The sequence below is a fragment of the Kitasatospora sp. NPDC097605 genome, assembly GCF_040302725.1.
GTDB lineage: Bacteria > Actinomycetota > Actinomycetes > Streptomycetales > Streptomycetaceae > Kitasatospora.
In genome coordinates this window covers 1-25,836 of the sequence record NZ_JBEOSF010000005.1, presented here as the reverse complement: position 1 = coordinate 25,836, position 25,836 = coordinate 1, and the positions used below count along the sequence as shown (strand labels likewise).

Genomic DNA, 25,836 nt, shown 5'->3' with positions numbered 1-25,836 from the left:
GTGCGGCGGCGGGCGGGTGCGGGATACTGGGGGGCGGCCGGGGTGACCCGGCGGGCATGAGCAATACCACCAGAAGGGCTCGAAGTGACTGAGATCGAGATCGGGCGAGGCAAGCGCGGCCGCCGGGCGTACTCCTTCGACGACATCGCCGTCGTCCCCAGCCGCCGTACGCGTGACCCGAAGGAGGTCTCGATCGCCTGGCAGATCGACGCCTACCGCTTCGAGCTGCCGTTCCTGGCCGCTCCCATGGACAGCGTGGTCTCCCCGCAGCAGGCCATCACCATCGGCCGCCTCGGCGGCCTGGGCGTGCTGAACCTGGAAGGCCTCTGGACCCGCTACGAGGACCCGCAGCCGCTGCTCGACGAGATCGCCGCGATCTCCGACGAGGCCGCCGCGACCCGCCGCCTGCAGGAGATCTACGCCGAGCCGATCAAGGCCGAGCTGATCAAGCAGCGGATCCAGGAGGTCCGCGACTCCGGCGTGGTCACCGCCGCCGCGCTCTCGCCGCAGCGCACCGCCGAGTTCTCCAAGGCCGTCGTGGACGCCGGGGTCGACGTCTTCGTCATCCGCGGCACCACCGTCTCCGCCGAGCACGTCTCCGGCGCGGCCGAGCCGCTCAACCTCAAGCAGTTCATCTACGAGCTGGACGTCCCGGTCATCGTCGGCGGCTGTGCCACCTACACCGCCGCGCTGCACCTGATGCGCACCGGCGCGGCCGGCGTGCTGGTCGGCTTCGGCGGCGGCGCCGCGCACACCACCCGCAACGTGCTCGGCATCCAGGTCCCGATGGCCACCGCGGTCGCCGACGTGGCCGCCGCCCGCCGCGACTACATGGACGAGTCCGGCGGCCGCTACGTGCACGTCATCGCGGACGGCGGCGTCGGCTACAGCGGCGACATCCCGAAGGCGGTCGCCTGCGGCGCCGACGCGGTGATGATCGGTGCCGCGCTGGCCCGGGCCACCGACGCGCCCGGCAAGGGCTACCACTGGGGCATGGAGGCCGTCCACGAGGAGCTGCCGCGCGGCAAGCGGGTGGACCTCGGCACCGTCGGCACCACCGAGGAGATCCTGGCCGGCCCGTCGCACACCCCGGACGGCACCATGAACCTCTTCGGCGCGCTGCGCCGGGCGATGGCGACCACCGGGTACACCGAGCTCAAGGAGTTCCAGCGGGTCGAGGTGACCGTCAACCCGGCGCTCAACCACCGCTGAGCCGGTCCTGCGGCTCCGCCGTCCCGGGGCCCCCGTCGCATCGCGCGACGGGGGCCCCGCGCCGTGCCGGGGCGGGCCTGTGGGGGCGGCCTACTGGCGGGTCGCGGCGCGGCGGGTGAGGAGGAAGCCGCCGATCACCGCGATGCCGTAGAAGACCAGGTCCAGCGGGCGGCGGGCGTCGCGCCAGAGCGGGAGGGCGTCGCGCAGCAGCTCGCCGTAACCCGGGCCGGCCAGCTCGTGCAGCCGGCGGGTCTGCCCGAGCAACTGGCCGAGGAACAGCGCGCCGGACGCCAGCAGGGCGCCCAGCGGCGGCAGCAGCCGGCCCGGGCCGCCGAGCCGGCCCAGCGGCCAGGCGACCGCCGCCGCCGGGGCGATGGCCAGCCAGCCGACGGTGGCCTCCGCGCGGGTCGGCGCGCAGCCGAACGCCACGGCGCCGGCCAGCATCGCGAGCACGGCCAGCGCCACGGCCCGGCCCGTCCGGTGCCGCCGGCCGGGGGCGCGGCCCGCCGCGTCGGCGGCGTCGCCGGAGGAGGCGGGATCGGCGGGGGCGGCTGGGACGGCGGGGCGGTAACCGGCCACCGGGGCACCGGGCATGCCGGGCGCCACGTACCCCTCCGGGGTCTCCGGTTCCGGTGCGACCGAGAAGTGCGGGGCCGTGGGCGGCCGGCCCGACTGGCCGTCAGCGCCCGGTGCGGATGCGGTCATGGACGTCGTGTTCCCCCCGGAAAGACGATGAGCTGCCGCACGGTAGCAGGGCCCGGAGCGGCATCGACAGAGTTTTCGATCACAGATCGGGCACGGAGCGCCGCCCCGGTCCGCGACGCGTGCCAGGGTGGCCGGGGGCCGGGTGGTCGGGGGCGCGCGGGACAGGGGATGATGGAGGCTTGGGCGTTCGGGCCCGGCCGGTCCGACGCGCCGTCACCACGACCGCCAGCAGCACATGGGGGAACGTTCCGAAATGACCCAGGCGCAGGGTTCCACCGGCCGCCTCCTGGCCGGCCGCTACCGGCTGAACGCGGTGCTCGGGCGCGGTGGCATGGGCACCGTCTGGCGCGCCGAGGACGAGATGCTGGGCCGGACGGTCGCGGTCAAGGAACTGCGGATGAACGCCAGCGTGGAGGAGGACGAGAAGCACCGGCTGATCGTCCGGACCCTGCGCGAGGCCAAGGCGACGGCGCGGATCCGGCACAACTCGGCGGTCACCGTCTTCGACGTGGTCGAGGAGGACGACCGGCCGTGGATCGTCATGGAGCTGGTCGAGTCCCGGTCGCTGGCGGACGTGGTCCGGGAGGACGGCCCGCTGGCGCCGGCCCGGGCGGCGGAGATCGCGCTGGACGTGCTCGGCGTGCTGAGCGCCGCGCACGCGCTCGGCATCCTGCACCGGGACGTCAAGCCGTCCAATGTGCTGATCGGCGAGGACGGCCGGGTGGTGCTCACCGACTTCGGCATCGCCAGCGTGGAGGGCGACACCTCGGTGACCTCCACCGGGATGCTGGTCGGCGCGCCCTCCTACATCTCCCCGGAGCGGGCCCAGGGGCAGAAGCCCGGACCGCCGGCCGACCTGTGGTCGCTGGGCGGCACGCTGTACGCGATGGTCGAGGGCCGTCCGCCGTACGACCGGGGCTCGGCGCTGGCCACCCTGACGGCGGTGATGACGGAGGAGCTGTCCACCCCGGTGAACGCCGGGCCGCTGCTGCCGGTGATCGAGGGGCTGCTGGCCAAGAACCCGGCGGAGCGGCTGACCGCCTCGCAGACCCGGTCGATGCTCAAGCGGGTGGTCGCGGAGTCGACCGCGCGGGCCGAGTCGACCACCGAGCAGGCGGTGCCGGTCGCCGAGGGCGGCGGGAAGCCGCGGGTCGGCGGGCTGCTGGGGACGGTCCGGGTGGGCAGCCGGGCCGGGGACGCGAAGGGCGGGGAGGCGCCGGCGGAGCCGGTCGCGCCCGCGGAGGCGACGGAGTCCGGGAAGCCGGCCGGGGCGTCGAGTCCGTCGGAGCCATCGGGGCCATCGGAGCCGTCGGGGCCGTCGGGGCCGGAGACCGAGGCGGCTCGGCCGGTGACCAGTGAGTGGACGCTGGGCGCGACCCAGGCGGCCGGGGCGGACCCGCGCACCGGCCGGCGGCGCCTGGCCGTGGCGACGGTCGTGGTGGTGCTGCTGCTGATCGCGGGTGTGGTCGCGCTGGTCCAGGCGCTCGGCGGCTCCGACGACGGCTCGGCGGAGGGCGCGCACGGCACCGCTCCGGTGGTGGCGGCCTCCGACGCCACGCCGGGCGGCGGCGCGGAGCAGGAGACGGCCTCGCAGAGCTCCGCCCCGGTGGAGAGCGCGGCGCCGGAGCCCGCCCCCACGCCGAGCGAGACGCCTACGCCCACTCCCACGCCCACTCCCACGCCGACGCCGACTCCCACGCCGACCGGGGCGGTCGTGCCGGCCGGGTACCACGAGTACAAGGACCCGTCCGGCTTCTCGATCGTGCTGCCCGACTGGCTGCAGTTGTCGAGCTCGGAGTCGATCCGCCGCACTTTCAAGGGCAACGGCAGCACCCTGCGGATCGAGTGGACGACCGCGCCGGGGTCGAGCGCGCTCGCCGACTGGCAGGACGCCGAGCCGGGGCTGCGCGGCCAGGTGACCAACTACCAGCGGGTGCAACTGCAGTCCGTGGCCTACCGGGAGTGGACCAACGCCGCCGACTGGGAGTGGATCAGCGGCAGCGCGCGGATGCACTCGCTGAACCGCGGCTTCGTCACCGGCACCCCGGCCAAGTACGGCTACGCCATCTACTGGACGACGCCGGACGCGGACTGGGCCGCGCCGCAGAACGCCCAGGCCCGCCAGACCGCGTTCGACACCTTCCAGCCCGCGCTGTGATTCGCCCGCTCGCCTCCGGGGCGCTCTGACCCGGCGCTGTGATTCGCCCGCTCGCCTCCGGGGCGCTCTGACCCGGCGCCGACGGTCGTCGCTCCAACGCCGCTCCTTCGTCACGGCGTCCTCGCTCCTCCCTTTCGGCGCCGGCGCGCCCCTTCGGCTCGGGGCGTGAGTAGGGGCGGGGCGGGCCCGTCAGCCGATGAGGCGTTGCTTCGCCCGGGTGAACTCGTCGTCGGTGAGGGCGCCGGCGGTGTGCAGGGCGGCCAGCCGCTCCAGCTGGTCCAGCAGCTCGGCGCCGGAGGAGGCGGCCGGGGCGGCGGGGGCCGGGGCGGTGAGCGCCTTCCGCGAGGCCTCGCGGGCCAGCCGGGCGGCGGCGCGGAGCTGTTCGGCGAAGATCTCCGCCTTGACCACGTCCTCGAAGCGGTGCGAGCCGGTCAGCGCGACCACCAGCAGCACCTCGCCGTTGATCCGGGTCCTGGTGACGGTGGCGTCGGTGACCGCGTCGAGCGGAACCGGGACCGGGGGCTTGCCGTCCTTGAGGAAGAGCAGCCGGTGGGTGGTCAGGACCAGCACGCCCTTGCGGAAGTGGTCGGGGTGGCGCCCGGCCGTGGAGGCGACCGGCTTCTCGTCGGGGGCGACGTTCGCCTCGACGGTGCGCAGGGCCGCGGCCCGGTTGTCGCTGCTGCTGTTGCCGGCCACGTCGAAGGCCGCGTCGATCAGATCGGTCCAGTCCATGGACCGAGGGTAATCCGGGGCACGCGCGGCGCCTCCTGCGGCCAGGCAGGGCCTAGGCTTGGGCGGTGAGCGGAGAGGAACACGCATGCGAGCGGGCCCGGGGCAGGTGCTGGCGGGGCGTTACCGGTTGACGGACCGTCCGGAGGCGCTGAGTGCGGTCGCCGTGGACGAGGGGAGCGGCGATGTCGTGCGGCTTCGCGGGTGGGAGCTGCCCGCGCCGCTGACCGGGGTTCAGGAGCCGGACGGCGCCGGCCCGGAGCCGGGGGAGCGGCTGGTGCGCCGGGTGGCGGCGGTCGGTGCCGGTGCACCGCGGCATCCGCGGCTGTTGCAGGGGGCCGGGGCGTTCGTCGAGGGCGAGCTGCTCTGGACCGTCGAGGAGTGCCCGGCCGGGCGTTCGCTGGCCGCGGTGCTCGCGGACGGGCCGTTGCCGCCGTACCGGGCGGCGGAGATCGCGGCGGACCTCGCCGCGGCGCTGCGGGCGCTGCACGACGCGGGGCTGGCGCACGGGAACCTGACCGCCGGGTCGGTGCTGGTCTGCGAGGACGGCGCGGCGCTGCTGGGCGGGCTGCTGCCGGGGGTCGCCGAGGAGGTGCTGGCCGAGGAGCTGGGCGGCCCCGGTGGGCGGCGGCGCTACGAGGTCCGGGCCGAGCTGGTCGGGCCGGTGGCGGAGCGCTGGCCGCTGGACGGCGGTCCGGCCGGTGACTGCTGGGCGCTCGGGGTGCTGCTGCACCGGATGGCGACCGGCCGCGCGCCGTACCCGGAGAGCGGGGTGCCGGAGCTGGTGACGGCGGTGCGGGAGGGCCGGCGGGTGCCGTCGGAGGCGTGCGGGCCGCTGGGGCCGCTGGTGGAGCGGCTGGTGCAGTCCGATCCGGCGCGGCGGCCGACGGCGGCGGAGGTCCGGCTGGAGCTGGCGGAGCTGCTGGCGGGCGCGCCGGAGCCGGCGGCGGGGGAGCGGGTGGCGGCGCCCGTGCCGGAGCCGCGTCGCCCGGCCGGGAAGCGCCGTGCGGCCAAGGGCGGCGGCGCGGACGGCGCGGAGCGGGCGCGGGCGGAGGTGTCCGGCCCGGCCCGGCCACCGCGGATCCCGCCGTCGCTGCTGGGCCCGTTGCTGGTCGGTGGGGTGTTCCTGCTGCTGGTCCTCGGAGTGGTGGCCGTGGTGCTGTTCGCAGGCTGACGGGGCCGGTGGGAGCATGGTCGCCACCGTGGCGGGTGGGGGAGATTACCGGGGGGCGCCCGGGGCGCCTAATGTGTCCGTGGGATTGTTCGATTCAGTGGTTGCACCGAGTGGTCTGCGCCGGGCCCTCCGTCGCGGTGACGGCAGGTGGATGAGGGGGAGCGGTCGCGGATGGGCGCGCAGGACCGGCCGGAGTCGGCCGAGGCGGAGCGGCTGCTGGCCGGGCGCTACGAGCTGGGTGAGCGGCTGGGCCGCGGTGGGATGGGCACGGTCTGGCGGGCCCGGGACCGGATGCTGGACCGCGAGGTCGCGGTCAAGGAGCTGACCGTCAGCCACCTCCCCGAGGAGGAGCTGGAGATCCTGCACGCCCGGATGAAGCGGGAGGCCTCCGCGGCGGCCCGGATCAAGCACCCCGGCGTGATCACCGTGCACGACGTGCTGGAGCAGGACGGCCGGCCGTGGATCGTCATGGAGCTGGTCGACGGCCGTTCGCTGGCCGATGTGATCAGCCAGGACGGCACGCTGCCGCCGCGCGCCGCCGCCGGGGTGGGCGGCCAGGTGCTGGCCGCGCTGCACCGGGGCCACCAACTGGGCGTGCTGCACCGGGACGTGAAGCCGGCCAACGTGCTGCTGGAGCACGGGACCGGGCGGGCGGTGCTGCTGGACTTCGGGATCGCGACGTACGAGGGCTCGGCCGAACTGACCCGGCCGGGCGACCTGGTGGGGTCGCCGGACTACCTGGCGCCGGAGCGGGCGCAGGGCGAGCGGCCGGGCCCGGCCTCCGACCTGTGGGGGCTCGGCGCGACGCTGTACGCGGCGGTGGAGGGCGACTCGCCGTTCCGCCGCACCTCGCCGCTGACCACGCTGGCCGCGGTGGTCGGCGACCCGCTGCCGGAGCCGCGCCGGGCGGGCCCGCTGGGGCCGGTGCTGGCCGCGTTGATGGCCAAGGACCCGGCGGACCGGCCGAGCGCGGACGAGGCTGCCCGGATGCTGGCCGAGGTGCAGGCCGGGCACACCATCGGGTTCAAGCCGGTCACGCCGGTGCGGATGCCGACCCAGTCGGTGCCGGTGGTGGACCGGTCGGGCGAGCAAGGCGGGCCGGAGGGCTCGGACGGACCGGACGGGCCGGAGGGCTCGGCCGAGGCGGTCACGGTGCCGCGTCCGGCGGCGGCCGCGGCGGTGACCGAGGAGGCGTCGACGGTGCCGTCCGTGGGGGCCGGCCCGGCGCGGGAGGCCGCCGAGGGGGCGCCCACCGGGCCGGTCGCGCCGGTGGGGTACGCCGACGCGCCGGTGCGTGGGCCGGCCAAGCGCCGGCGGGTGCTGCTGGTCCTGGCGGTCGCGCTGGCGGTGCTGGTCGCCGGGGGCGCCACCGGGGCGCTCTACCTGGCCGACCGCGACGGCGGGACGGACCCGGTCAAGCCGGTCCCGACCGCGGCCGAACCGAGCGGACCCGGCGACGGCATGCCCGCGCCGCCCGCCGGCTACCGCTGGGTGGACGACCCGGCGGGCTTCCGCTTCCCGCTGCCGGCGACCACCCCGGTCTGGGAGCGCAGCAGTACGTCCGACAACCAGATCTACTACAGCCCCGACAACAAGGTGCACTACCTGCAGTTCGCGGTCACCGTGGGCCAGTCGGTCAGGCCGCTGGAGCACATGCGGCAGATGGAGGCCGGCGTCTCCGTCGCGCGCAAGGAGTACAAGCAGCACAAGCTGACCAGCGTCGCGGTGAACGGCCACGAGGCGGCGGTCTGGGAGTTCAGCTACCTGGCCAAGGAGGGCGGCCGCCGCCGGGCGATCGAGGCCGAGTTCATCGACCAGGACGGCACCAGCTACGCGATCTACTCGTCCAGCCCGGAGCGGGGCAACGAGTGGAACGAGGCCGAGCAGCGCTTCAACGCGGTCCTGCACTACTTCACCCCGACCCGCTGACCGGCTGACCCGCCGGGCCGCCGACCGCCCGGTTTGTTGTTACCGACGGGTACCGAAGCGGGCGCCGAGCGCCTAGGCTGCGCCCTATGACGGACCTCACAGCAGCTGCCACGGCCCATGACCCCGCCGGCACCGGCTCGCCGGGCCGCAACCCCGCCGCCCCCGGCGGCGGGCGCACCGTCGCCTCGGCCGTGCCCCCGTCACTGGTCGCCCGGCTCGCCGCCGGGGTCACCGCCACCGGTGAGCCCAGCGTGGTGGAGACCGTCGCCCCGCTGACCGGCGAACGGCTGGCCGGCCTGCCGCGGTCCACCCCGGCGGACGTCGAGGTCGCCTTCGAGCTGGCCCGGCGTGCCCAGCCGGCCTGGGCCGCGCTGCCGGTCCGCCGCCGCGCCGCCGTGCTGCTGCGCTTCCACGACCTGCTGCTCAAGCGGCAGGACGAGGTGCTCGACCTCATCCAGGCGGAGACCGGCAAGGCCCGGCTGCACGCCTTCGAGGAGATCCTCGCCGTCGCCATCGCCGCCCGCCACTACGGCCGCTCCGCCCAGGCCTACCTGCGCGACAAGCGGCACCTCGGCGCGCTGCCGCTGCTCACCCAGGCCGTCGAGGCCCGCCGTCCCAAGGGCGTGGTCGGCCACATCTCGCCGTGGAACTACCCGCTGGAGCTGTCCGTCGGCGACGCCCTGCCGGCCTTCGTGGCGGGCAACGCCGTGGTCAACAAGCCGGACACGCAGACCGCGCTGACCGCGCTCTGGGCCCGTGAGCTGCTGGTCGAGGCCGGGCTGCCGGCCGACCTGTGGCAGATCGTGATCGGCGACGGCCCGGTGATCGGCCCGGCGGTGGTCGAGCACGGCGACTACGTCTCGTTCACCGGCTCCACCCGCACCGGCCGCGACGTCGCCCGGCGCGCCGCCGAGCGGCTGGTCGGCGTCTCGCTCGAACTCGGCGGCAAGAACGCCATGCTGGTGCTCGCCGACGCCGACCTCGACCGGGCCGCCGAGGGCGCCGTCCGGGCCTGCTTCTCCTCAGCCGGCCAGCTCTGCATCTCGATCGAACGACTGCTGGTGCACCGCTCGGTGGCCGACGAGTTCCTCGCCAAGTTCGCCGCCCGCACCCGCGCGCTGCGGCTCGGCGGCGGCCTCGCCTACGGGGCCGACATGGGCTCGCTGGTCTCCGCCCGGCAGCTGGAGACCACCACCCGGCACGTCGAGGAGGCGGTCAAGGCCGGCGCCACCGTGGTGGCCGGCGGGAAGGCCCGGCCGGACCTCGGCCCGTTCTTCTTCGAGCCGACCATCCTGGACGGCGTCACCCCGGACATGGCGGTGTGCGGCGAGGAGACCTTCGGCCCGGTGGTCTCGGTCTACCGCTTCGACACCGAGGAGGAGGCGGTGGCCGCCGCCAACTCCACCCCGTACGGCCTCAACTCCAGTGTCTGGACCCGGGACGTGCGGCGCGGCCGGACGGTCGCGGCCCGGCTGCGCACCGGCACGGTCAACGTCAACGAGGCCTACGGCGCGGCGTACGGCTCGGCCGGCTCGCCGATGGGCGGCATGGGCGACTCCGGGCTCGGCCGGCGGCACGGCGCCGAGGGCATCCTGCGGTTCACCGAGGCGCAGACGATCGCCAGCCAGCGGCTGCTGCCGATCGCGCCGGTGTTCGGCCAGGACGACCGGCAGTACGCCGCGGTGATGAGCGCCGGACTGCGGGTGCTGAAGGCCCTGCGCGTCAGGTGACCTCGCCGGCCGCGGGCCGGTACCCCGTTTCATGGACTCGTGGACGACTTCCGAAGGAGCAGTGGCAGATGGTGGGTTCGGCTGAGGAGCGGGAGTTCGACTACGACGTGGTCGTGGTCGGCTCCGGCTTCGGTGGTTCGGTCTCGGCACTGCGGCTGACCGAGAAGGGGTACCGGGTCGCCGTCCTGGAGGCCGGGCGCCGCTTCGACCGCGACGAACTGCCCAGGAACTCCTGGGACGTGGCCGCCTACCTGTGGGCGCCGAAGCTCGGCCTCTACGGCATCCAGCGCATCCACCTGCTGGCCAATGTGATGATCCTGGCCGGCGCCGGGGTCGGCGGCGGCTCGCTGAACTACGCCAACACCCTGTACGTGCCGCCGAAGGCCTTCTTCGAGGACCGCCAGTGGCGCCACATCACCGACTGGCAGGAGGAGCTGGCGCCGTTCTACGACCAGGCGCGGCGGATGCTCGGGGTACGGCTCAACCCGACCGTCACCCCGTCCGACGTCCACCTGCGGGCCGCCGCCGAGCGGATGGGCGTCGGAGACACCTTCCACATGGCGCCGGTCGGGGTCTTCTTCGGCGACGGCGAGGACGGTGACGGCAGCGCGAGGACGGCGCCCGGCGGCGAGGTGGCGGACCCGTACTTCGGCGGCGCCGGTCCGGCCCGCCGGGCCTGCGTGGAGTGCGGCGAGTGCATGACCGGCTGCCGGCACGGCGCCAAGAACATGCTGACCGAGAACTACCTGTACCTGGCCGAGCGCGGCGGTGCCGAGATCCACCCGCTCACCACGGTGGCCCGGATCCGCGAGCGGGGCGAGGGCTTCGCGGTGGACGTCCGGCGCACCGACAGCCGTTCCACCACCGACCCGGTCAAGGCCGGCGCGCGGACCATCACCGCCGCCAGGGTGGTGGTGGCGGCCGGCACCTACGGCACCCAGAGCCTGCTGCACCGGATGCGGGCGGCCGGCCACCTGCCCCGGATCTCCGCCCGGCTCGGCGAGCTGACCCGGACCAACTCCGAGGCGCTGGTGGGCGCGCAGACCACCGACCGGCGGTACGGCGCCCGCGCGGACTTCACCAAGGGTGTGGCGATCACCTCCTCGATCCATCCGGACGGGAACACCCACATCGAGCCGGTCCGCTACGGCAAGGGCTCCAACGCGATGGGCGCGCTGTCGATCGCCCAGGTCGCGGGCGGCGGCCGGGTCCCGCGCTGGCTGCGCTACCTCGGCAACTCGGTCAAGCACCCGGTGACCTTCGCCCGGTCGATGAACCAGCACCGGTGGTCCGAGAAGACGATCATCGGCCTGGTGATGCAGTCCCTGGACAACTCGATCACCGTCTCGCTGAAGGAGAAGGGCCTCGGCAAGGGCACGCTGACCTCCCGCCAGGGCCACGGCACGCCCAACCCGACCTGGATCCCGGCCGCCGAGCGCGGCGCCCGGGCGCTCGCCGAGGAGATCAACGGCTTCCCCGGCAGCACCGTCGGCGAGATCTTCGACATCCCGATGACGGCGCACTTCCTGGGCGGCTGCCCGATCGGCGACTCCCCGCTGACCGGCGTCGTCGACCCGTACCACCGGCTCTACGGCCACCCGGGGATCAGCGTGGTGGACGGCGCCGCGGTCTCCGCCAACCTCGGCGTCAACCCGTCGCTGACCATCACGGCGCAGGCCGAGCGGGCCATGTCGCTGTGGCCGAACAAGGGCGAGCCGGACCCCCGTCCGGCGCCCGGCGAGGAGTACCGCCGGGTCGCCCCGGTCGCGCCGGCCGTCCCGGCGGTGCCGGACGACGCGTTCGGCGCGCTGCGGCTGCCGCTGCTGGCGGTCCCGGAGGTGCCGAAGAAGCGGTCCTGACCCGGGCCCGCCAGCGGACGGGGTCCTGATCCGGCCCGCCGGCGGACGGTCGCCGACCTCCGGGAATGTCCCGGGCGTGTCCCGGTGGCGCGTGACCGGTTGACAGCCGTCCGTACCCGATGGGAGAAAAGGGGCGCCCTGGGGGACCAGGAGATCGTTCGTTCGGACGGGGGGACGCGGTCCATGGCCATCTGCGCATCCTGCGGCGCGGCTTCGGCGGAGGGGGCGCTCGGCTGCGCGTCCTGCGGGAGGCCGCTGGTGCCGCCACCGGCGCTGCCACCGCCACCGCCACCGCCGTCCGCGCCACCGGCGCCGCCCATGCACCTGCCGCCGCCGGTGCTGCCCCCGGATCCGCCGGGAGCGGGAGCCGGCGGCCCCTGGGGCGCCGGCCGGCCGTACGACCCGGCCGCCGGCCGGCCCGCCGCGCTCGCCCGGCTGACCGGCGCCGACTGGCGCCCGGCGCTGCGCGCGGTCGTCGCGCCCACCGCCGTGCTGCTGCTGGCCGCGCTCGTCGTCGCGATCCCGGAGGGCTTCTTCCCCTACACCGTCGTCCTCGACCCGCCCTCCTACGGCAAGCGCTTCGGCACCGCGCTGGCGGTCGTCCTCGGCGCCCTCGGCGCGCCGTTCCGGCTGGACTCCGACGCCGACGCCCGGGCCGGCCTCGCGCACGGCAGCGAGGTGCTGGTCCGCGCGGTGCCGCTGACCGTCACCGTGCTCTGGCTGCTCGCGCTCTGGCTGGGCCTGCGGATCGGGGCGCGCCGCGTGCAGGAGCGCACCGGCGAGCAGCAGACCCGCCGGCAGGCGGCCGCCGAGGCGGGCCGCACCGCCGTGGTCGCGGCCGCGGTGACCGTGCTGCTCGGCCTGCTCGGCGGCGCCACCTGGCACCCGGGCGGCCGCTTCGATGTGGACGTCGCCTCCGGGGCGCTCGACCGGACCGGCTACGAGTCCTCGGCCGGCTGGGTCGAGGCGGCCGGCTGGACGGCGCTGCTCGCCGGGCTGCTCGCGTTCGCCGTGTACGGCACGGACGCGCTGCGCTGGGCGGCCTGGCGCAACCGGACGGTGCGCGGCTGGGCGGTCGCCGGGCTGGCGGCCGGCCGCGCGCTGGCGGTCTCGGTGGGCCTGGCGTCGGCCGCCGGTCTGGTGGTGGTCGCGGTCCTGGGCGACGAGCAGGGTGCCGCCGGTGATCTGACCGGTACCGCGACGGCCTTCCTGCCCAATGTGGGCCTGATGCTGCTCGGGCTGGGTTCCGGGGCGACCTTCCGGGCCGACAGCCGGATGGCGGGCGGCGGCGAAACGGACTGGTCCCGGGATCCGCGTGAGATCGACGAGTACTCCTTCTTCGACCTGCACGGCGCGAACGGCGACTGGCGCTGGACCGGGCTGCTCGCGCTGGCCGCCGCCGCGGTGCTCGGCTGGACGGCGTACCGGCGGCGCCTGGACGCCGCGGACCGGCTCCGGCTGGCGGCGGTGTACGCGGTGGGGCTCAGCCTGCTGATGGTGGTGTCCGGGATGCTGAGCTCCTCAAGGAGCACCGTCCACTACCTCGGCCGGAGCCAGGACACCGGGTTCGAGAGCACGCTGTCGCTGGTGCCGTGGACGCTGCTGGCGGCCAACCTGGTCTGGGCGGCGGTCGGCGCGCTGGCGCTGCCGCCGCTGCTGGCGGCCCGCGACCGCCGGCCGGCGACGCCGCCGGCCGAGGTGCCGGCGCAGCCCGAGGGGGAGTTCCCCGGCGCGCCGGTCCTCTCGGAGGTGATCGGCTCGGGGGACGGGCCGAAGCCCGCCGGCGGCCGGCCCGAGGACGACGATCCGGTGGATCCCAGCGTCTGGAGCCGCCGGCCCTGACCGGGCCCGCCGCCGGTCCGGGCCCGCCGCCGGTCCGGGCCCGCCGCCGGTCCGGGCCCGCCGCCGGTACGGGCCCGCCGCCGGTCCGGGCCCGCCGCCGGTACGGGCGGGCGGCCCCGGACAGGGCAAAGGGCCCCGCGGGGGAACGGGGCCCTTTGTCGCTCAGCACTCGGCGTCAGGGCCGCGCCGGGTGCTGGGTGACGGCGCCGGGGGAGGAGCGCCGTCCGGACGGTTGGCTCGATGGGTGGGGCACCGCCGACGCTCCGGCGGGGATGGGCCGGCGCGCGCGGGCGCACAGTGCCGCGGCGGTGGTCCGGCACGCAGGCCTGCATCGGACCAGCGCTCACGGAGCGTGAGCTGATAATCGTTGCCACCGTGGGTCTCGGTGGGCACCGGGACGGGACCCTCGGGTGGCCGTTCGGCCACCGGGGAACCGCTTCCACGCAGCATCGTCCTGGACGAAGGGCTTGCTCTGCAACCGATTCGGCATGATTCGGTACAGGCTGTTTCCGGCCGGGCCGGTGGCTGGACCGCGGTGGGGCCCGCCGGGCCGGGGGCCGGGAGGGTCGGCGGAGGGGTGTCGGCGATGATCACGGTGCGTAATGGCGCTGGCCGTAGCGCACGGGGACGTGCGCGCGGCGCGGGGACGGCGGACGGGATGCGCCGGCATCGCGGCGGGTGTGGCGGCCGGCTCCGGGCGTCCCCGGCGGCCGGCCGCCCCACCTCCTTGGTCCAGTCGCGGCCGGGGTCGCTGTCCCCTGCTGGCCGGCCGCAGCACCCGCGCACGGTCCCACGGCGCGCCGCTCCCCGGCCGGGCCGGTTCTCCGCGACGACGCCACGCGCGCCGGTGGACTGGGGTGAGCTCCACGCGTGGTCCTGCAATGCCGTACGGAGGGCCCTGGCCGGGGCCGGGGCGACGCGTCTGGTGGGCGCGGCGCGGGTCGTACGGTCCGCCCGGAGCAACGAACCGGGCGCCACGGCGGTCACGGCCGCCGGGGCGGGCAGACGAGTGAAACCGGCCAGCCCGGTAGACTCGATGGCAGACCCCCGCCCGTCGCCCGCCGCACACCCTCCGTAGGGCGCGCCGCGCGACACCTTTCGTACCGCTGCCGGAAGGCCGTCTGTGTCCTCTGCTACTCCCGTCCAGTCCGTACCTGAGACCGACACCGTCCTGGTCGTCGACTTCGGTGCCCAGTACGCCCAGCTCATCGCCCGTCGGGTGCGTGAGGCCCGGGTCTACAGCGAGATCGTGCCGAGCAGCATGCCGGTCGCCGAGATGCTCGCCAAGAACCCGAAGGCGATCATCCTCTCCGGTGGTCCCTCGTCGGTCTACGAGGAGGGCGCGCCGCAGCTCGACCGCGCGATCTTCGAGGCCGGCGTGCCGGTCTTCGGCATGTGCTACGGCTTCCAGCTGATGGCCACCGTGCTCGGCGGCACCGTCGACAACACCGGCGCCCGGGAGTACGGCCGCACCCCGCTGACCGTCTCGCGCACCGGCTCGACCCTGTTCGAGGGCGTCCCGGCCGCGCACTCGGTGTGGATGTCGCACGGCGACGCCTGCTCCGCGGCCCCCGAGGGCTTCACCGTCACCGCCTCCACCGACGTGGTCCCGGTCGCGGCCTTCGAGAACGACGAGGCGCGCCTCTACGGCGTCCAGTACCACCCCGAGGTGCTGCACTCCGACCACGGCCAGCAGGTCCTGGAGCACTTCCTCTACCGCGGCGCCGGCCTCGCCCCCACCTGGACCACCGGCAACGTGGTCGAGGAGCAGGTCGCGGCGATCCGCGCCCAGGTCGGCGACAAGCGCGCGATCTGCGGCCTGTCCGGCGGCGTGGACTCGGCGGTCGCCGCCGCCCTGGTCAACAAGGCCATCGGCGACCGGCTGACCTGCGTCTACGTCGACCACGGCCTGATGCGCAAGGGCGAGACCGAGCAGGTCGAGAAGGACTTCGTGGCCGCCACCGGCGTGCAGCTGAAGGTCGTCGACGCGCAGGAGCGCTTCCTCGACGCGCTCAAGGGCGTCAGCGACCCGGAGGAGAAGCGCAAGATCATCGGCCGGGAGTTCATCCGGGTCTTCGAGCAGGCGCAGGCCGAGATCATCGCCGAGGCCGGCGAGCACGGCGAGTCGGTCGACTTCCTGGTCCAGGGCACCCTGTACCCGGACGTGGTGGAGTCCGGCGGCGGCACCGGCACCGCCAACATCAAGTCCCACCACAACGTCGGCGGCCTGCCCGAGGACCTCCAGTTCGAGCTGGTCGAGCCGCTGCGCAAGCTGTTCAAGGACGAGGTCCGGATGGTCGGCCAGGAGCTCGGCCTGCCGGAGGAGATCGTCCAGCGCCAGCCGTTCCCGGGCCCGGGCCTGGGTATCCGGATCGTCGGCGAGGTCACCGAGGAGCGCCTGGACCTGCTGCGCGAGGCCGACGCGATCGCCCGCGAGGAGCTGACCGCGGCCGGCCTGGACCGCGAGATCTGGCAGTGCCCGGTGGTCCTGCTCGCGGACGTCCGCAGCGTCGGCGTCCAGGGCGACGGCCGCACCTACGGCCACCCGATCGTGCTGCGCCCGGTGTCCTCCGAGGACGCCATGACCGCCGACTGGTCGCGCCTGCCGTACGACGTGCTGGCCCGCATCTCCACCCGGATCACCAACGAGGTCCGCGACGTCAACCGCGTGGTGCTGGACTGCACCAGCAAGCCGCCGGGCACCATCGAGTGGGAGTGAGCACTCCCCGTCCCGGCCGGTCCTGACCGGTTCTGAACACCCGCGCCGCCGTCCCCGTACCAGGGGGCGGCGGCGCGGGTGTGTTTGCCGGCCGGGTTCGCCGGCCGTGGTGGGCCCTCCCACCGAAAGGGCTCACGAGCGGGCAGAATGCGTCCGGACCTGTCAGGCGGCTGGCGGGCCGGTGAGGGAAGGTGTGGGGAATGACGGAGGCCAGCAGCTCCGTGGCGGCCGGGCCGGGCGCGGCCGCGGCCGGGACCGTCGGCGACGGCGCGGCCGGACCGGGCCCGGGCACCCCGGACGGCGCGGGCCCGACGGGAAGGACCGGGCGGATCACCGGGTGGAAGGCGGCCGGCTCGCGGCTGGCGCTGCTGCCGCTGCGGCTCTTCCTCGGCGTCACCTTCGTCTACGCGGCGCTCGACAAGCTCTCCGACAGCCACTACCTGGCCGGGGCCGGGGACCCGGCCTCGTTCGTCTCGCAGACCCGGGCCGTCAAGGGCTCCAGCCCGATCGACTTCCTGCTCGGCCCGGCCCTGAACCACCCGACCCCGTTCGCCCTGCTGGTCGCCTTCGGCGAACTGGCCGTGGGCCTGGGCACCCTGCTCGGCCTCTGGGGCCGGCTCGCCGCCGCCGGCGGGGCGCTGATCAATCTCACCCTCTGGCTCACCGTCAGCTGGACCGTCACGCCGTACTACCTCGGCAACGACCTCGCCTACCTGATGGCCTGGACGCCGCTGGTGCTGGCCGGCACCCCGTACCTCTCGGTGGACGGCTACCTCGCCCGGCGGGCCGCCCGGGACCGCGCCCGCGGCCTGCGCGAGGACCACGTCCGGCGCCGGGCCCTGATGGACGGCGGCATCGCGGCCGTCGCGATGGGCGGCGCCGGGCTGCTCTCCGGCTCGCTGACCGCCACCTTCGGGCGGGACAAGCCCACCGCGAAGGCGAAGCAGTCCGCGGCCCCGGCGGCCGGCGCGCCGGTCACGGTGGACGCCGCGAGCGTCCCGGTCGGCGGCTCCGCCCAGGTCAAGGACCCGGCCAGCGGCGACGCGGTCTACGTGGTGCAGCCCAAGGCGGGCCAGTACTGCGCGTTCTCCTCGGTCTGCACCCACTCCGGCTGCGCGGTCGACGCGCCGAAGAACGGCCAGCTGTACTGCCCCTGCCACGGCTCCCGGTTCGACGCGGCCACCGGCGCGGTGGTGAACGGCCCGGCCACCAAGCCGCTGCCGAAGTACCGGGTCACCAAGGAGGGCGACCAGCTCCGGCTCGGCCCTCTGGAGAGCTAGCGGAGGGCCGGAGGCTAGGGGGCGTCCTGCCGGGGCTCCTCCGGCCGGGAGCGGCGCACCGCCGCCGCCACCGCCCCGGCCAGGCCGCCGACGCCCAGGACGATGAAGGTCACCGGGATGACGATCCGGCCGTTCACCGAGACGTCGTTCACCGCCGCCACCAGGTAGAGCACCGCGATCGCGGTGAACAGCCCCCCGGCGATCAGCGAGAACAGGTCGAGCTGGTGCTTCCTCACTGCTGGACCACCTTGATGTTGCCGAGCCCGGCCTTCAGCGTGAGGTCGAGCGTGCCCTTGGATGTCTGTCCGTTCACCGGGAGCAACTGGTAGGTGCGCTCCCCCGGCCCCTCGTCGTAGCCCTCGCGGCCCGCGATGCGGACCTCGACCAGGCCGATCTCGCTGCGCACGTTGACCGTCACGCCCGCCGGCACCGTCACGGTCAGCTCGCCGGCGCCCAGTTCGGCCCTGGTGGCCAGGGTCGCGCCGGTCGGGTCGATCCCGCTGAGGTCCAGCCGCAGCGAGCCGACCCCCAGGGAGTACTTCGGCTGCAGCTCGGCGGCCGTCGCGACGGTCCAGGTGCGGTCGCCGACGACGTTCCGGGCGGTGATCGAGGAGCCGCCGACCGCGGTCAGCGCGATGGTGAGCAGCAGGCCCGGCACCACCAGCCGGCGGGCCCGGCCGAACTTCGCGCCGAGCAGCAGGGTCAGCCCGATCACCAGCAGCGCGGTGGCCAGCACGCTGCCGGCCCGCACCGTCGCCCCGCCGTCGGTCGAGGCCGACCAGACGGCGCTCGCCGCGCCCACCGCCAGCAGCAGGCCGATCAGGCCGAGCGGGGAGCGCTCGCGCCGGTGGACCACCACGGGCGGGCGCGGGGCGGCCGGCGCGGCGGGGCCGGCGTCCTTGCGCAGCGGGTCGCCCTGCGGCAGGTCGGTCCGCTGCCACCACGGCCGGGCCGGGGCGCCGGGCGGCGGGGTCGGCGCGCTGCCGCCGTACGGGTTGCGCTCGGGGTGGCGCGGGTCCCACAGGTAGCCGGACGGGCCGGCGTGCGGGGTGTCGGCGGGGACGGTGCCGGCCTCGCGCGCGGCGGCGTGCCGGGCGCGGGCCTCGTCGTCCGCGGCGGGCTCCTCGCGCGGCCAGCGGTAGTCGCTCGCGGCGGTTCCGGCGGCGGGGTCGGCCTCGGGGAAGTACCGGTCGTACGGGCCGCCCGGCCGTCCGCCGTTCCCGTGGCCGTGGTCGTGGTCGTGGTGGTGCCGGCGGCGGCCGCGGACCCGGCCGCCGCGCCGGCGCTCCGGGTCGTAGCGGACGGCGAGGAAGACCAGCCCGGCGAGCAGCAGCAGCGGGAACAGCTGGTCGCCGTCGCCCATCTCGGAGAAGAAGACGCCGGTGCCGATCACGGTCAGCAGCACCGCGCCGACCGACTGGCCGTCCACCCGGCCGGTGAGCACCCGCTGGAGCTCGGTGCGGCCGGAGCGGCCGCCGCCCGTGCCGTCCGCGCCCGCCTCGGTCGGCACGATCAGCCAGGCCAGCCCGTAGAGGAAGAGGCCGAGGCCGCCGGAGAGGCAGAGCACGACCGTCACCACGCGGAACACCACCGGGTCGATGTCCAGGTGCCGGCCGAGGCCGCCGCAGACGCCGGCCACCACGCGGTGGTGCTCGGCCCGGGTCAGCGGGGGCCGGTCCGGGGCGGGCGGGGCGCTCGTCCCGGCCTCGTGGAGCTCCTCTGCGCGGTGGTCTTCGGTCATGCCACCATCCTGGTGGGTGCCGGACCCCGGCCCAACCGGTCCCGCCCCTGCTCGGACCCTGACTTGTCCCTGATAAGCGTCAGGGCTCCACCCTGATGCGTCCGGGTCCGCCCGCGTGGAACCATCGGTGCCGTGGCAGCACCCGGTTCCGACCCCCGTCCCCTCGCCCCCGAGCCCGCGTCGCCCGGGGGCGGCGACCCGTCCGCGCCGGCCGACGGGAGGCCGCCGTACCGCCGGCTGTACCGCAGCCCGCAGGGACGGATGCTCGGCGGGGTCGCGCACGGGCTGGCCGTGCACCTCGGACTGCCCGTCAGCTGGGTGCGGATCGCCTTCGTGGTGCTGTTCTTCGCCCAGGGCCTCGGCGGCCTGCTGTACGCGGCGTTCTGGTTCGTGGTGCCGATCGGCATCGGCGAGCCCGCCCGGCGGGCCGGCGCGCACTGGGTGTACGTGAACGGCGCCTTCGTCCCGGTCGGCTCCGGGCAGGCGGGCGGCGGCGGGGAGCTGAGCAAGGACGGCGGCCGGCGCGGCGGGTGGATCGGCCGGATGCGCGAGGTGCTGCAGCACGCGCTGCGGGGCGAGCCGGTCGAGGCGGGCGAGGGGGCCGGCGCCTCCGGTGCCGCGGCCGTCGGCCAGCGGCAGGGCGGGCTGGGCCAGCTGGCCGCGCTGGTGATGCTGGTGATCGGTGTGATCGCCCTGCTCAACGCGCTCAACGTGCAGACCGCCAAGCCGTACACCTGGCCGCTGCTGGCGATCGGCGTCGGCGTGGCGCTGGTCTGGCGGCAGGCCGACGACTCGCGCTGGCAGCGCTGGTTCGGCCTGGAGGAGGGCGAGAAGCGGCGCGGCGCCTACACCCGGGTCGGCGCGGGCGTGCTGCTGGTGGTGGCGGGCATCATCGCCTTCCTCGCCACCCAGGGCAGCGGCTCGACGATCGGTTCGGTGGTCGAGGCCTCGCTCGCGGTGCTGGCCGGTGTGCTGGTGCTGCTGGGCCCGTACGCGCTGCGGATGTGGCAGGACCTCGGCGCCGAGCGCACCGCCCGCATCCGCGCCCAGGAGCGCGCCGAGATCGCCGCCCACGTCCACGACTCGGTGCTGCACACGCTGACCCTGATCCAGCGCCGCGCCGAGGACCCCAAGGAGGTGCTGCGGCTCGCCCGGGCGCAGGAGCGCGAGCTGAGGCTGTGGCTCTACCGCCCGGAGGCGGTCGCCGAGCAGGCGCCGGACACCATGGCGGAGAGCCTGCGCGCGGTGGTCGCCGAGGTCGAGGACCGGCACGGCGTTCCGGTCGAGGTGGTGATCGTCGGCGACTGCCCGATGGACGAGCGCATCGCGGCGCAGATGCAGGCCGCGAGGGAGGCGACCGTCAACGCGGCCAAGTACGGTGGCGGGGGACCGGTCCAGGTCTACGCCGAGGTCGAGGGGAGGACCGTGATGGTGTTCGTCCGCGACCACGGCCCGGGCTTCGACCCGGACACGGTGCCCGAGGACCGGATGGGCGTACGCGAGTCGATCCTCGGCCGCATGAAGCGCAACGGCGGCACCGCACGGGTGCGGCCCGCGCCGGACGGCGGGACCGAGGTCGAGCTGGAGATGGAGAGAGCGAATGACTGAGGCAGCGCCGGAGCGCCGCGCGAGGGTCGTCCTGGTCGACGACCACCGGATGTTCCGGACGGGGGTACGGGCGGAGATCGGGCGCACCGAGGTGACCGGCATCGACGTGGTCGGCGAGGCCGACGACGTGGAGTCCGCGGTCCGGGTGGTCGCCGAGACGCGGCCCGACGTGGTGCTGCTGGACGTCCACCTGCCCGGCGGCGGTGGTGTCGAAGTGCTGCGCCGCTCGGCCGGGCTGATGGGGGAGTCGGGAGGGGCGGCGCAGAGCGCCTCGGACAAGGGCGGTGGCGGGCGCCGGGCGGGGGTGAAGTTCCTGGCGCTCTCGGTGTCGGACGCGGCGGAGGACGTGATCGGCGTGATCCGCGGCGGCGCCCGCGGCTACGTCACCAAGACGATCACCGGGACCGACCTGGTCGACGCGATCTTCCGGATCGGCGACGGGGACGCGGTCTTCTCGCCCCGGCTGGCCGGCTTCGTGCTGGACGCCTTCGCCGCCACCGACACCCCGCCGGTGGACGAGGACCTGGACCGGCTGACCCAGCGCGAGCGCGAGGTGCTGCGGCTGATCGCGCGCGGCTACGCGTACAAGGAGATCGCCAAGCAGCTGTTCATCTCGGTGAAGACGGTGGAGAGCCATGTCTCGGCGGTGCTGCGCAAGCTCCAGCTGAGCAACCGGCACGAGCTGACCCGGTGGGCCACCGCGCGCCGGCTGGTCTGAGCAGGTCGTCCGGCCCGCCCGCCCGGTCCTGTCAGGGGCCGGGCGGGCTTGTCGGCGGGTGGCCATAGACTCGTCAGTGCCATGAGTAGCCTCTTTGACGACCTCCCGCTCCCCGGTTTCGAGGCCCCCGCCGCCGGGTCGAAGCAGCCCGCGCCGCCGATCGACGAGGAGCCGCCGCCGTACGAGGACGACGCCCCGTACGACGCCTTCGAGGAGGCGATCCCGGACGGCCTGTTCCAGACCGACCACGCCGCCGAGGCGGAGCGGGACGCCTGGTACCGCAACGGCGCCGCCCGCCCGGTGATCGACCCGGCCACGCTGCTGGAGGGCATGAACGACCCGCAGCGCGAGGCCGTGCTGCACGCCGGCTCGCCGCTGCTGATCGTGGCCGGCGCCGGCTCCGGCAAGACCCGGGTGCTCACCCACCGGATCGCGTACCTGCTGGCCGCGCGCGGCGTGCAGCCGGGCGAGATCCTGGCGATCACCTTCACCAACAAGGCGGCCGGCGAGATGCGCGAGCGCGTCGAGCAGCTGGTCGGCCCGCGCGCCCGGGCGATGTGGGTCTCCACCTTCCACAGCGCCTGCGTGCGGATCCTGCGCCGCGAGTCCAAGCTGCTCGGCTTCACCTCGTCGTTCTCGATCTACGACGCGGCCGACTCGCAGCGGCTGATGGCGCTGGTCTGCCGCGACCTCGACCTGGACCCGAAGCAGTTCCCGCCGAAGTCCTTCACCGCGAAGGTCAGCAACCTCAAGAACGAGCTGATCGACGAGGAGACCTACGCCGACCAGGCCGCCAACCCGATGGAGAAGAAGCTCGCCGAGGCGTACTTCCTCTACCAGCGGCGTCTGCGCGAGGCCAACGCCCTCGACTTCGACGACATCATCATGACGACGGTGAACCTGCTGCAGGCCTTCCCCGACGTCGCGGAGCACTACCGGCGGCGGTTCCGGCACATCCTGGTCGACGAGTACCAGGACACCAACCACGCCCAGTACACGCTGGTCCGCGAGCTGAGCGGCGGCGCGGTCGCCGACGCCCCGAAGCGCACCGTCGACGGCGACTGGGTCGACCCGGCGGCCGGCCGGCTGGCCGAGGTGCCGCCCGCCGAGCTGTGCGTGGTCGGTGACGCGGACCAGTCGATCTACGCCTTCCGGGGCGCGACGATCCGCAACATCCTCCAGTTCGAGGAGGACTACCCGAACGCCACCACGATCCTGCTGGAGCAGAACTACCGCTCCACCCAGACCATCCTGAGCGCGGCCAACGCCGTCATCGAGCGCAACGCCAACCGGCGGAAGAAGAAGCTCTGGACGGCCGGCGAGGACGGCGAGAAGGTCGTCGGCTACGTCGCGGACGACGAGCACGGCGAGGCCCAGTTCATCGCCGACGAGATCGACCGGCTCACCGACGCGGACGCCGCCAGGCCCGGCGACGTCGCGATCTTCTACCGCACCAACGCGCAGTCCCGGGTCTTCGAGGAGGTGTTCATCCGGGTCGGCCTGCCGTACAAGGTGGTCGGCGGGGTGCGCTTCTACGAGCGCAAGGAGGTCAAGGACGTCCTGGCCTACCTGCGGGTGCTCTCCAACCCGGAGGACACCGTGCCGCTGCGCCGGATCCTCAACGTGCCCAAGCGCGGCATCGGCGAGCGGGCCGAGGCGATGGTGGACGCGCTGGCCGCGCGCGAGCGGATCTCCTTCGCGCAGGCGCTGCAGCGGGTCGACGAGGCGTACGGCATGGCCGCGCGCTCGGCGAACGCGGTGAAGAAGTTCAACGCGCTGATGGCCGGGCTGCGCCAGGTCGTCGCGTCCGGCGCGGGCCCGGCGGCGGTGCTGGAGGCGGTGCTGGAGGAGACCGGCTACCTGGCCGAGCTGCAGGCCTCCACCGACCCGCAGGACGAGACCCGGGTGGAGAACCTCCAGGAGCTGGCCTCGGTCGCCCTGGAGTACGAGCAGGACCCGGGCGAGCGCCCGGACGCGGGCGAGGACGGCGCGCCGCCGGTCGGCTCGCTGGCCGACTTCCTGGAGCGGGTGGCGCTGGTCGCCGACTCCGACCAGATCCCGGACGAGGACGAGGAGGGGCAGGGCGTCATCACGATGATGACCCTGCACACCGCCAAGGGCCTGGAGTTCCCGGTGGTCTTCCTGACCGGCATGGAGGACGGCATCTTCCCGCACATGCGGGCGCTCAACCAGGTCAAGGAGCTGGAGGAGGAGCGGCGCCTCGCGTACGTCGGGCTGACCCGGGCGCGGCAGCGGCTCTACCTGACCAGGTCGGTGCTGCGCAGCGCCTGGGGGCAGCCGTCGTACAACCCGGCCTCGCGGTTCCTGGAGGAGATCCCGGAGCCGCTGGTGGAGTGGAAGCGCACGGGGGCGGCGTCGGCGCCGGCCTCGCGCGGCTTCTCGTCCGGGTCGTCCTGGGGCGGGAGGTCCTCGGGCGGCGCGGGCTCCTCCTCGCGCGGCGGCTCCTCCTCGCGCGGTTCGTCGGCCGCGGCCTCGCCGAAGGCGGGCTGGGGGCAGTCGGCGCGGCGCTCGGGCGCGGCGGCGGAGCGGGAGGTGGTCGGGCTGGCGGTCGGCGACCGGGTCACCCATGACACCTTCGGGCTGGGCACCGTGGTGGCCACCACCGGGGCCGGCGACAAGGCGCAGGCCACGGTGGACTTCGGTACGGAGGGGCGCAAGCAGCTGCTGCTGCGCTACGCGCCGGTGGAGAAGCTGTAGAGCGGCGGGTCCCCGGCCCGCGCGCTTCCTAGCGCGGGTCGAGGCCCTGGGCGAGGAACCAGGGCAGCGGGTCGACGGGGGCGCCCCCGCCGGCCGGGCGGATCTCCAGGTGCAGGTGCGGGCCGGTGCTGTTGCCGCTGCTGCCGACGAAGGCGATCACGTCGCCGGCCTTCACCGTGCCCTTGCGGATCTTGTACGAGCGCAGGTGGCAGTACCAGACCTCGGTGCCGTCGGAGGTCTTGAGGATGGTCATGTAGCCGTACGACGGGTTCCACTGCGTGCGGATGGTCCCGTCGGCGACGGCCATCACCTGGGTGCCGCCGTCCACCGGGAAGTCGATGCCGGTGTGCCGCTTGGCCCAGTGGGTGCCGGCCGCGCCGAAGGCCTCGCCGATGCCGTGCTGGGCGACCGGCATCGAGACCGTCGGGCGGGCCGGTGCGGGCGGCTGGTCGGTGGTGGCGGCCTGCGCGGCCTGCTGGCCGGCCTGGCCGCTCTGCCCGTCCTGCCCGGCGTCGGGCGTGCCCTGGGTGCCGGCGAGCGGCTGGCGGGCGTCGCCGCGGGAGGCCTGGGCGGCATCGCCGGCGGCCAGCGCCTGCTGGGCGGCCTGCGCGGCCTCGGCGGGCGCGTTGTCCGGCGCGTCCGCGGCGGTGATCTGCTGGGGGACCAGCCCGGCGGCCTGGGCGCGCTGCTGGTCGGCCTCGCCCTGGACGGTGACGGCCGCCGCGGCGGCGACGCCGAGCGCGGCCACCGAGGGCAGCGCGACCCGCAGCAGCGCCGTGCGGGTGGCCGCCTTGGCGGCATCGCGGCGCTGGGACCGGGACTGCTCGCGCGCGGCGAGGCGCAGTTCCGCACGGGTCGGGCGGGCGGCTGCTTCGGGAGCCATCGCGGCTGCCTCCTCAGTGGGCCTCGGGCGCGTCGTCGGGCGGGGGGCCAAACGACCGAGACTGTAGCCGGAAGCCCGACATCCGGACAAAAGTCCGTATGTCAAGGGGCTGGGGGTGTGCGGTTGCGGGGTAGAACAGGGGAGGGCGGTAGGCGGTCTGTGATTTTCCCCTCGTCTTGAGGGGTGGTGCGGCCAACCCGGACGGGTGGCGCTACCCTCCCCTCAGGTTGGTTATTGATCGTTAACCTCGCCCGTGCCCACGAGGTCCGGTGGGGGATGGACGACGAGGTCCGGGAGGCAGTGATGGGTGTGTCAGGCCCGATCCGCGTGGTGGTCGCCAAGCCGGGGCTGGACGGCCACGACCGCGGCGCCAAGGTGATCGCGCGCGCCCTGCGCGACGCCGGCATGGAGGTCATCTACACCGGTCTGCACCAGACGCCGGAGCAGGTGGTCGACACCGCGATCCAGGAGGACGCGGACGGCATCGGCCTGTCGATCCTCTCGGGGGCGCACATGACGCTCTGCGCGCGGGTGCTGGAGCTGCTGAAGGAGCGCGACGCCGAGGACATCAAGGTCTTCTGCGGCGGGATCATCCCGGACGAGGACATCGTCGAGCTGAAGGCGATGGGCGTCGCCGACATCTTCACCCCGGGCACGCCGACCAGCGACGTGGTCGCCTGGGTCGAGGCCAATCTGCGGGCCGCGGGCTGACAGGCCGACGACGGGGCCGGTGCCGGACGACGCGCGTCGCCTGCTGGCCGCCGAGGGCGACCCCGAGGTGCTGGCCGCCGCCGTCGCCGGGCTGGCCGAGCACTGCGCGGCCGAGCGGCC

The 25,836-nt window shown here is 75.1% G+C and carries 18 protein-coding genes and 1 pseudogene; 14 read left to right on the top strand and 5 right to left on the bottom strand.

Translation table 11 applies throughout. From position 1 onward, the window contains the following. Window positions 1–84 precede the first annotated feature (84 nt). Entirely contained in the window at window positions 85–1,212 is a 1,128-nt protein-coding gene (locus ABTX81_RS07300) for a GuaB3 family IMP dehydrogenase-related protein (RefSeq protein WP_350542268.1), read from the top strand. 90 nt (window positions 1,213–1,302) lie between these two features. On the opposite strand, the gene ABTX81_RS07295 is transcribed toward ABTX81_RS07300, so the two are convergent. Further along, window positions 1,303–1,917, bottom strand: a complete 615-nt coding sequence (locus ABTX81_RS07295; RefSeq protein ID WP_350542267.1) for a hypothetical protein — start codon at window positions 1,915–1,917, stop codon at window positions 1,303–1,305. A gap of 253 nt (window positions 1,918–2,170) precedes the next feature. On the opposite strand from ABTX81_RS07295, the gene ABTX81_RS07290 reads away from it, so the two are divergent. Further along, window positions 2,171–4,075 carry a serine/threonine-protein kinase gene (locus ABTX81_RS07290; RefSeq protein ID WP_350542266.1) on the top strand — a complete coding sequence of 635 codons (1,905 nt, stop codon included), beginning with the start codon at window positions 2,171–2,173 and terminating at the stop codon, window positions 4,073–4,075. Window positions 4,076–4,264: 189 nt separating this feature from the next. Here ABTX81_RS07290 and ABTX81_RS07285 read toward each other — a convergent pair whose 3' ends face one another. Then, a complete protein-coding gene (locus ABTX81_RS07285; RefSeq protein WP_350542265.1) occupies window positions 4,265–4,807 on the bottom strand; it encodes an SHOCT domain-containing protein in 543 nt (180 codons plus the stop codon). Window positions 4,808–4,892: 85 nt separating this feature from the next. Here ABTX81_RS07285 and ABTX81_RS07280 point away from each other — a divergent pair, with 85 nt between their 5' ends. From ABTX81_RS07280 to ABTX81_RS07245, 8 genes and pseudogenes are all read left to right on the top strand, one after another. Next, a complete protein-coding gene (locus ABTX81_RS07280) occupies window positions 4,893–5,978 on the top strand; it encodes a protein kinase domain-containing protein (RefSeq protein WP_350542264.1) in 1,086 nt (361 codons plus the stop codon). A gap of 171 nt (window positions 5,979–6,149) precedes the next feature. Further along, window positions 6,150–7,907 carry a serine/threonine-protein kinase gene (locus ABTX81_RS07275; RefSeq protein ID WP_350542263.1) on the top strand — a complete coding sequence of 586 codons (1,758 nt, stop codon included), beginning with the start codon at window positions 6,150–6,152 and terminating at the stop codon, window positions 7,905–7,907. An 86-nt stretch (window positions 7,908–7,993) separates the two neighbouring features. Next, a complete protein-coding gene (locus tag ABTX81_RS07270; protein WP_350542262.1) occupies window positions 7,994–9,637 on the top strand; it encodes a succinic semialdehyde dehydrogenase in 1,644 nt (547 codons plus the stop codon). Window positions 9,638–9,705: 68 nt separating this feature from the next. Continuing rightward, window positions 9,706–11,496: a GMC oxidoreductase gene (locus ABTX81_RS07265; protein WP_350542261.1), complete on the top strand. Its 1,791-nt coding sequence runs from the start codon at window positions 9,706–9,708 to the stop codon at window positions 11,494–11,496. Window positions 11,497–11,814: 318 nt separating this feature from the next. Beyond that, entirely contained in the window at window positions 11,815–13,338 is a 1,524-nt protein-coding gene (locus ABTX81_RS07260; protein WP_350542260.1) for a hypothetical protein, read from the top strand. A 1,123-nt stretch (window positions 13,339–14,461) separates the two neighbouring features. Further along, window positions 14,462–16,057 carry a glutamine-hydrolyzing GMP synthase gene (gene guaA / locus ABTX81_RS07255; protein WP_350542259.1) on the top strand — a complete coding sequence of 532 codons (1,596 nt, stop codon included), beginning with the start codon at window positions 14,462–14,464 and terminating at the stop codon, window positions 16,055–16,057. A 200-nt stretch (window positions 16,058–16,257) separates the two neighbouring features. Then, a pseudogene (locus ABTX81_RS07250) lies at window positions 16,258–16,857 on the top strand (DoxX family membrane protein); the annotation flags it as partial. 42 nt (window positions 16,858–16,899) lie between these two features. Then, window positions 16,900–17,337 carry a QcrA and Rieske domain-containing protein gene (locus tag ABTX81_RS07245; RefSeq protein WP_350542518.1) on the top strand — a complete coding sequence of 146 codons (438 nt, stop codon included), beginning with the start codon at window positions 16,900–16,902 and terminating at the stop codon, window positions 17,335–17,337. Between the two features lie 14 nt (window positions 17,338–17,351). Here ABTX81_RS07245 and ABTX81_RS07240 read toward each other — a convergent pair whose 3' ends face one another. Both ABTX81_RS07240 and ABTX81_RS07235 read right to left on the bottom strand, forming a co-directional pair. Further along, complete coding sequence (locus ABTX81_RS07240; RefSeq protein WP_350542258.1) at window positions 17,352–17,573, bottom strand: hypothetical protein; 222 nt, start codon at window positions 17,571–17,573, stop codon at window positions 17,352–17,354. Continuing rightward, window positions 17,570–19,078: a PspC domain-containing protein gene (locus ABTX81_RS07235; protein ID WP_350542257.1), complete on the bottom strand. Its 1,509-nt coding sequence runs from the start codon at window positions 19,076–19,078 to the stop codon at window positions 17,570–17,572. Before ABTX81_RS07235 ends, ABTX81_RS07240 begins: the two co-directional genes overlap by 4 nt. Window positions 19,079–19,315: 237 nt before the next feature. Between ABTX81_RS07235 and ABTX81_RS07230 the strand changes: the two genes are divergently transcribed. The 3 genes from ABTX81_RS07230 (at window position 19,316) to pcrA (ending at window position 24,122) form a co-directional block, all read left to right on the top strand. Then, window positions 19,316–20,686 (top strand): ATP-binding protein, encoded by a 1,371-nt coding sequence (locus ABTX81_RS07230; RefSeq protein WP_350542517.1) that lies wholly within the window; start codon window positions 19,316–19,318, stop codon window positions 20,684–20,686. Further along, a complete protein-coding gene (locus tag ABTX81_RS07225; protein WP_350542256.1) occupies window positions 20,679–21,404 on the top strand; it encodes a LuxR C-terminal-related transcriptional regulator in 726 nt (241 codons plus the stop codon). Before ABTX81_RS07230 ends, ABTX81_RS07225 begins: the two co-directional genes overlap by 8 nt. A gap of 81 nt (window positions 21,405–21,485) precedes the next feature. After that, on the top strand, window positions 21,486–24,122 hold the full coding sequence (pcrA, locus tag ABTX81_RS07220) for a DNA helicase PcrA (RefSeq protein WP_350542255.1): 2,637 nt from the start codon (window positions 21,486–21,488) through the stop codon (window positions 24,120–24,122). A 28-nt stretch (window positions 24,123–24,150) separates the two neighbouring features. On the opposite strand, the gene ABTX81_RS07215 is transcribed toward pcrA, so the two are convergent. After that, complete coding sequence (locus ABTX81_RS07215; RefSeq protein ID WP_350542254.1) at window positions 24,151–25,005, bottom strand: M23 family metallopeptidase; 855 nt, start codon at window positions 25,003–25,005, stop codon at window positions 24,151–24,153. A gap of 303 nt (window positions 25,006–25,308) precedes the next feature. On the opposite strand from ABTX81_RS07215, the gene icmB reads away from it, so the two are divergent. Next, window positions 25,309–25,716 carry a coenzyme B12-dependent isobutyryl CoA mutase small subunit gene (gene icmB / locus ABTX81_RS07210; RefSeq protein ID WP_350542253.1) on the top strand — a complete coding sequence of 136 codons (408 nt, stop codon included), beginning with the start codon at window positions 25,309–25,311 and terminating at the stop codon, window positions 25,714–25,716. The last annotated feature ends 120 nt before the right edge of the window (window positions 25,717–25,836 follow it).

Bases quoted from the DNA above. Each gene is read 5' to 3' on its own strand.
- ABTX81_RS07295 (WP_350542267.1), bottom strand. From the start codon at position 1,917: ATGACCGCATCCGCACCGGGCGCTGACGGCCAGTCGGGCCGGCCGCCC.
- ABTX81_RS07290 (WP_350542266.1), top strand. From the start codon at position 2,171: ATGACCCAGGCGCAGGGTTCCACCGGCCGCCTCCTGGCCGGCCGCTAC.
- ABTX81_RS07285 (WP_350542265.1), bottom strand. From the start codon at position 4,807: ATGGACTGGACCGATCTGATCGACGCGGCCTTCGACGTGGCCGGCAAC.
- ABTX81_RS07280 (WP_350542264.1), top strand. From the start codon at position 4,893: ATGCGAGCGGGCCCGGGGCAGGTGCTGGCGGGGCGTTACCGGTTGACG.
- ABTX81_RS07275 (WP_350542263.1), top strand. From the start codon at position 6,150: ATGGGCGCGCAGGACCGGCCGGAGTCGGCCGAGGCGGAGCGGCTGCTG.
- ABTX81_RS07270 (WP_350542262.1), top strand. From the start codon at position 7,994: ATGACGGACCTCACAGCAGCTGCCACGGCCCATGACCCCGCCGGCACC.
- ABTX81_RS07265 (WP_350542261.1), top strand. From the start codon at position 9,706: ATGGTGGGTTCGGCTGAGGAGCGGGAGTTCGACTACGACGTGGTCGTG.
- ABTX81_RS07260 (WP_350542260.1), top strand. From the start codon at position 11,815: ATGCACCTGCCGCCGCCGGTGCTGCCCCCGGATCCGCCGGGAGCGGGA.
- ABTX81_RS07245 (WP_350542518.1), top strand. From the start codon at position 16,900: ATGGACGGCGGCATCGCGGCCGTCGCGATGGGCGGCGCCGGGCTGCTC.
- ABTX81_RS07235 (WP_350542257.1), bottom strand. From the start codon at position 19,078: ATGACCGAAGACCACCGCGCAGAGGAGCTCCACGAGGCCGGGACGAGC.
- ABTX81_RS07225 (WP_350542256.1), top strand. From the start codon at position 20,679: ATGACTGAGGCAGCGCCGGAGCGCCGCGCGAGGGTCGTCCTGGTCGAC.
- pcrA (WP_350542255.1), top strand. From the start codon at position 21,486: ATGAGTAGCCTCTTTGACGACCTCCCGCTCCCCGGTTTCGAGGCCCCC.
- ABTX81_RS07215 (WP_350542254.1), bottom strand. From the start codon at position 25,005: ATGGCTCCCGAAGCAGCCGCCCGCCCGACCCGTGCGGAACTGCGCCTC.
- icmB (WP_350542253.1), top strand. From the start codon at position 25,309: ATGGGTGTGTCAGGCCCGATCCGCGTGGTGGTCGCCAAGCCGGGGCTG.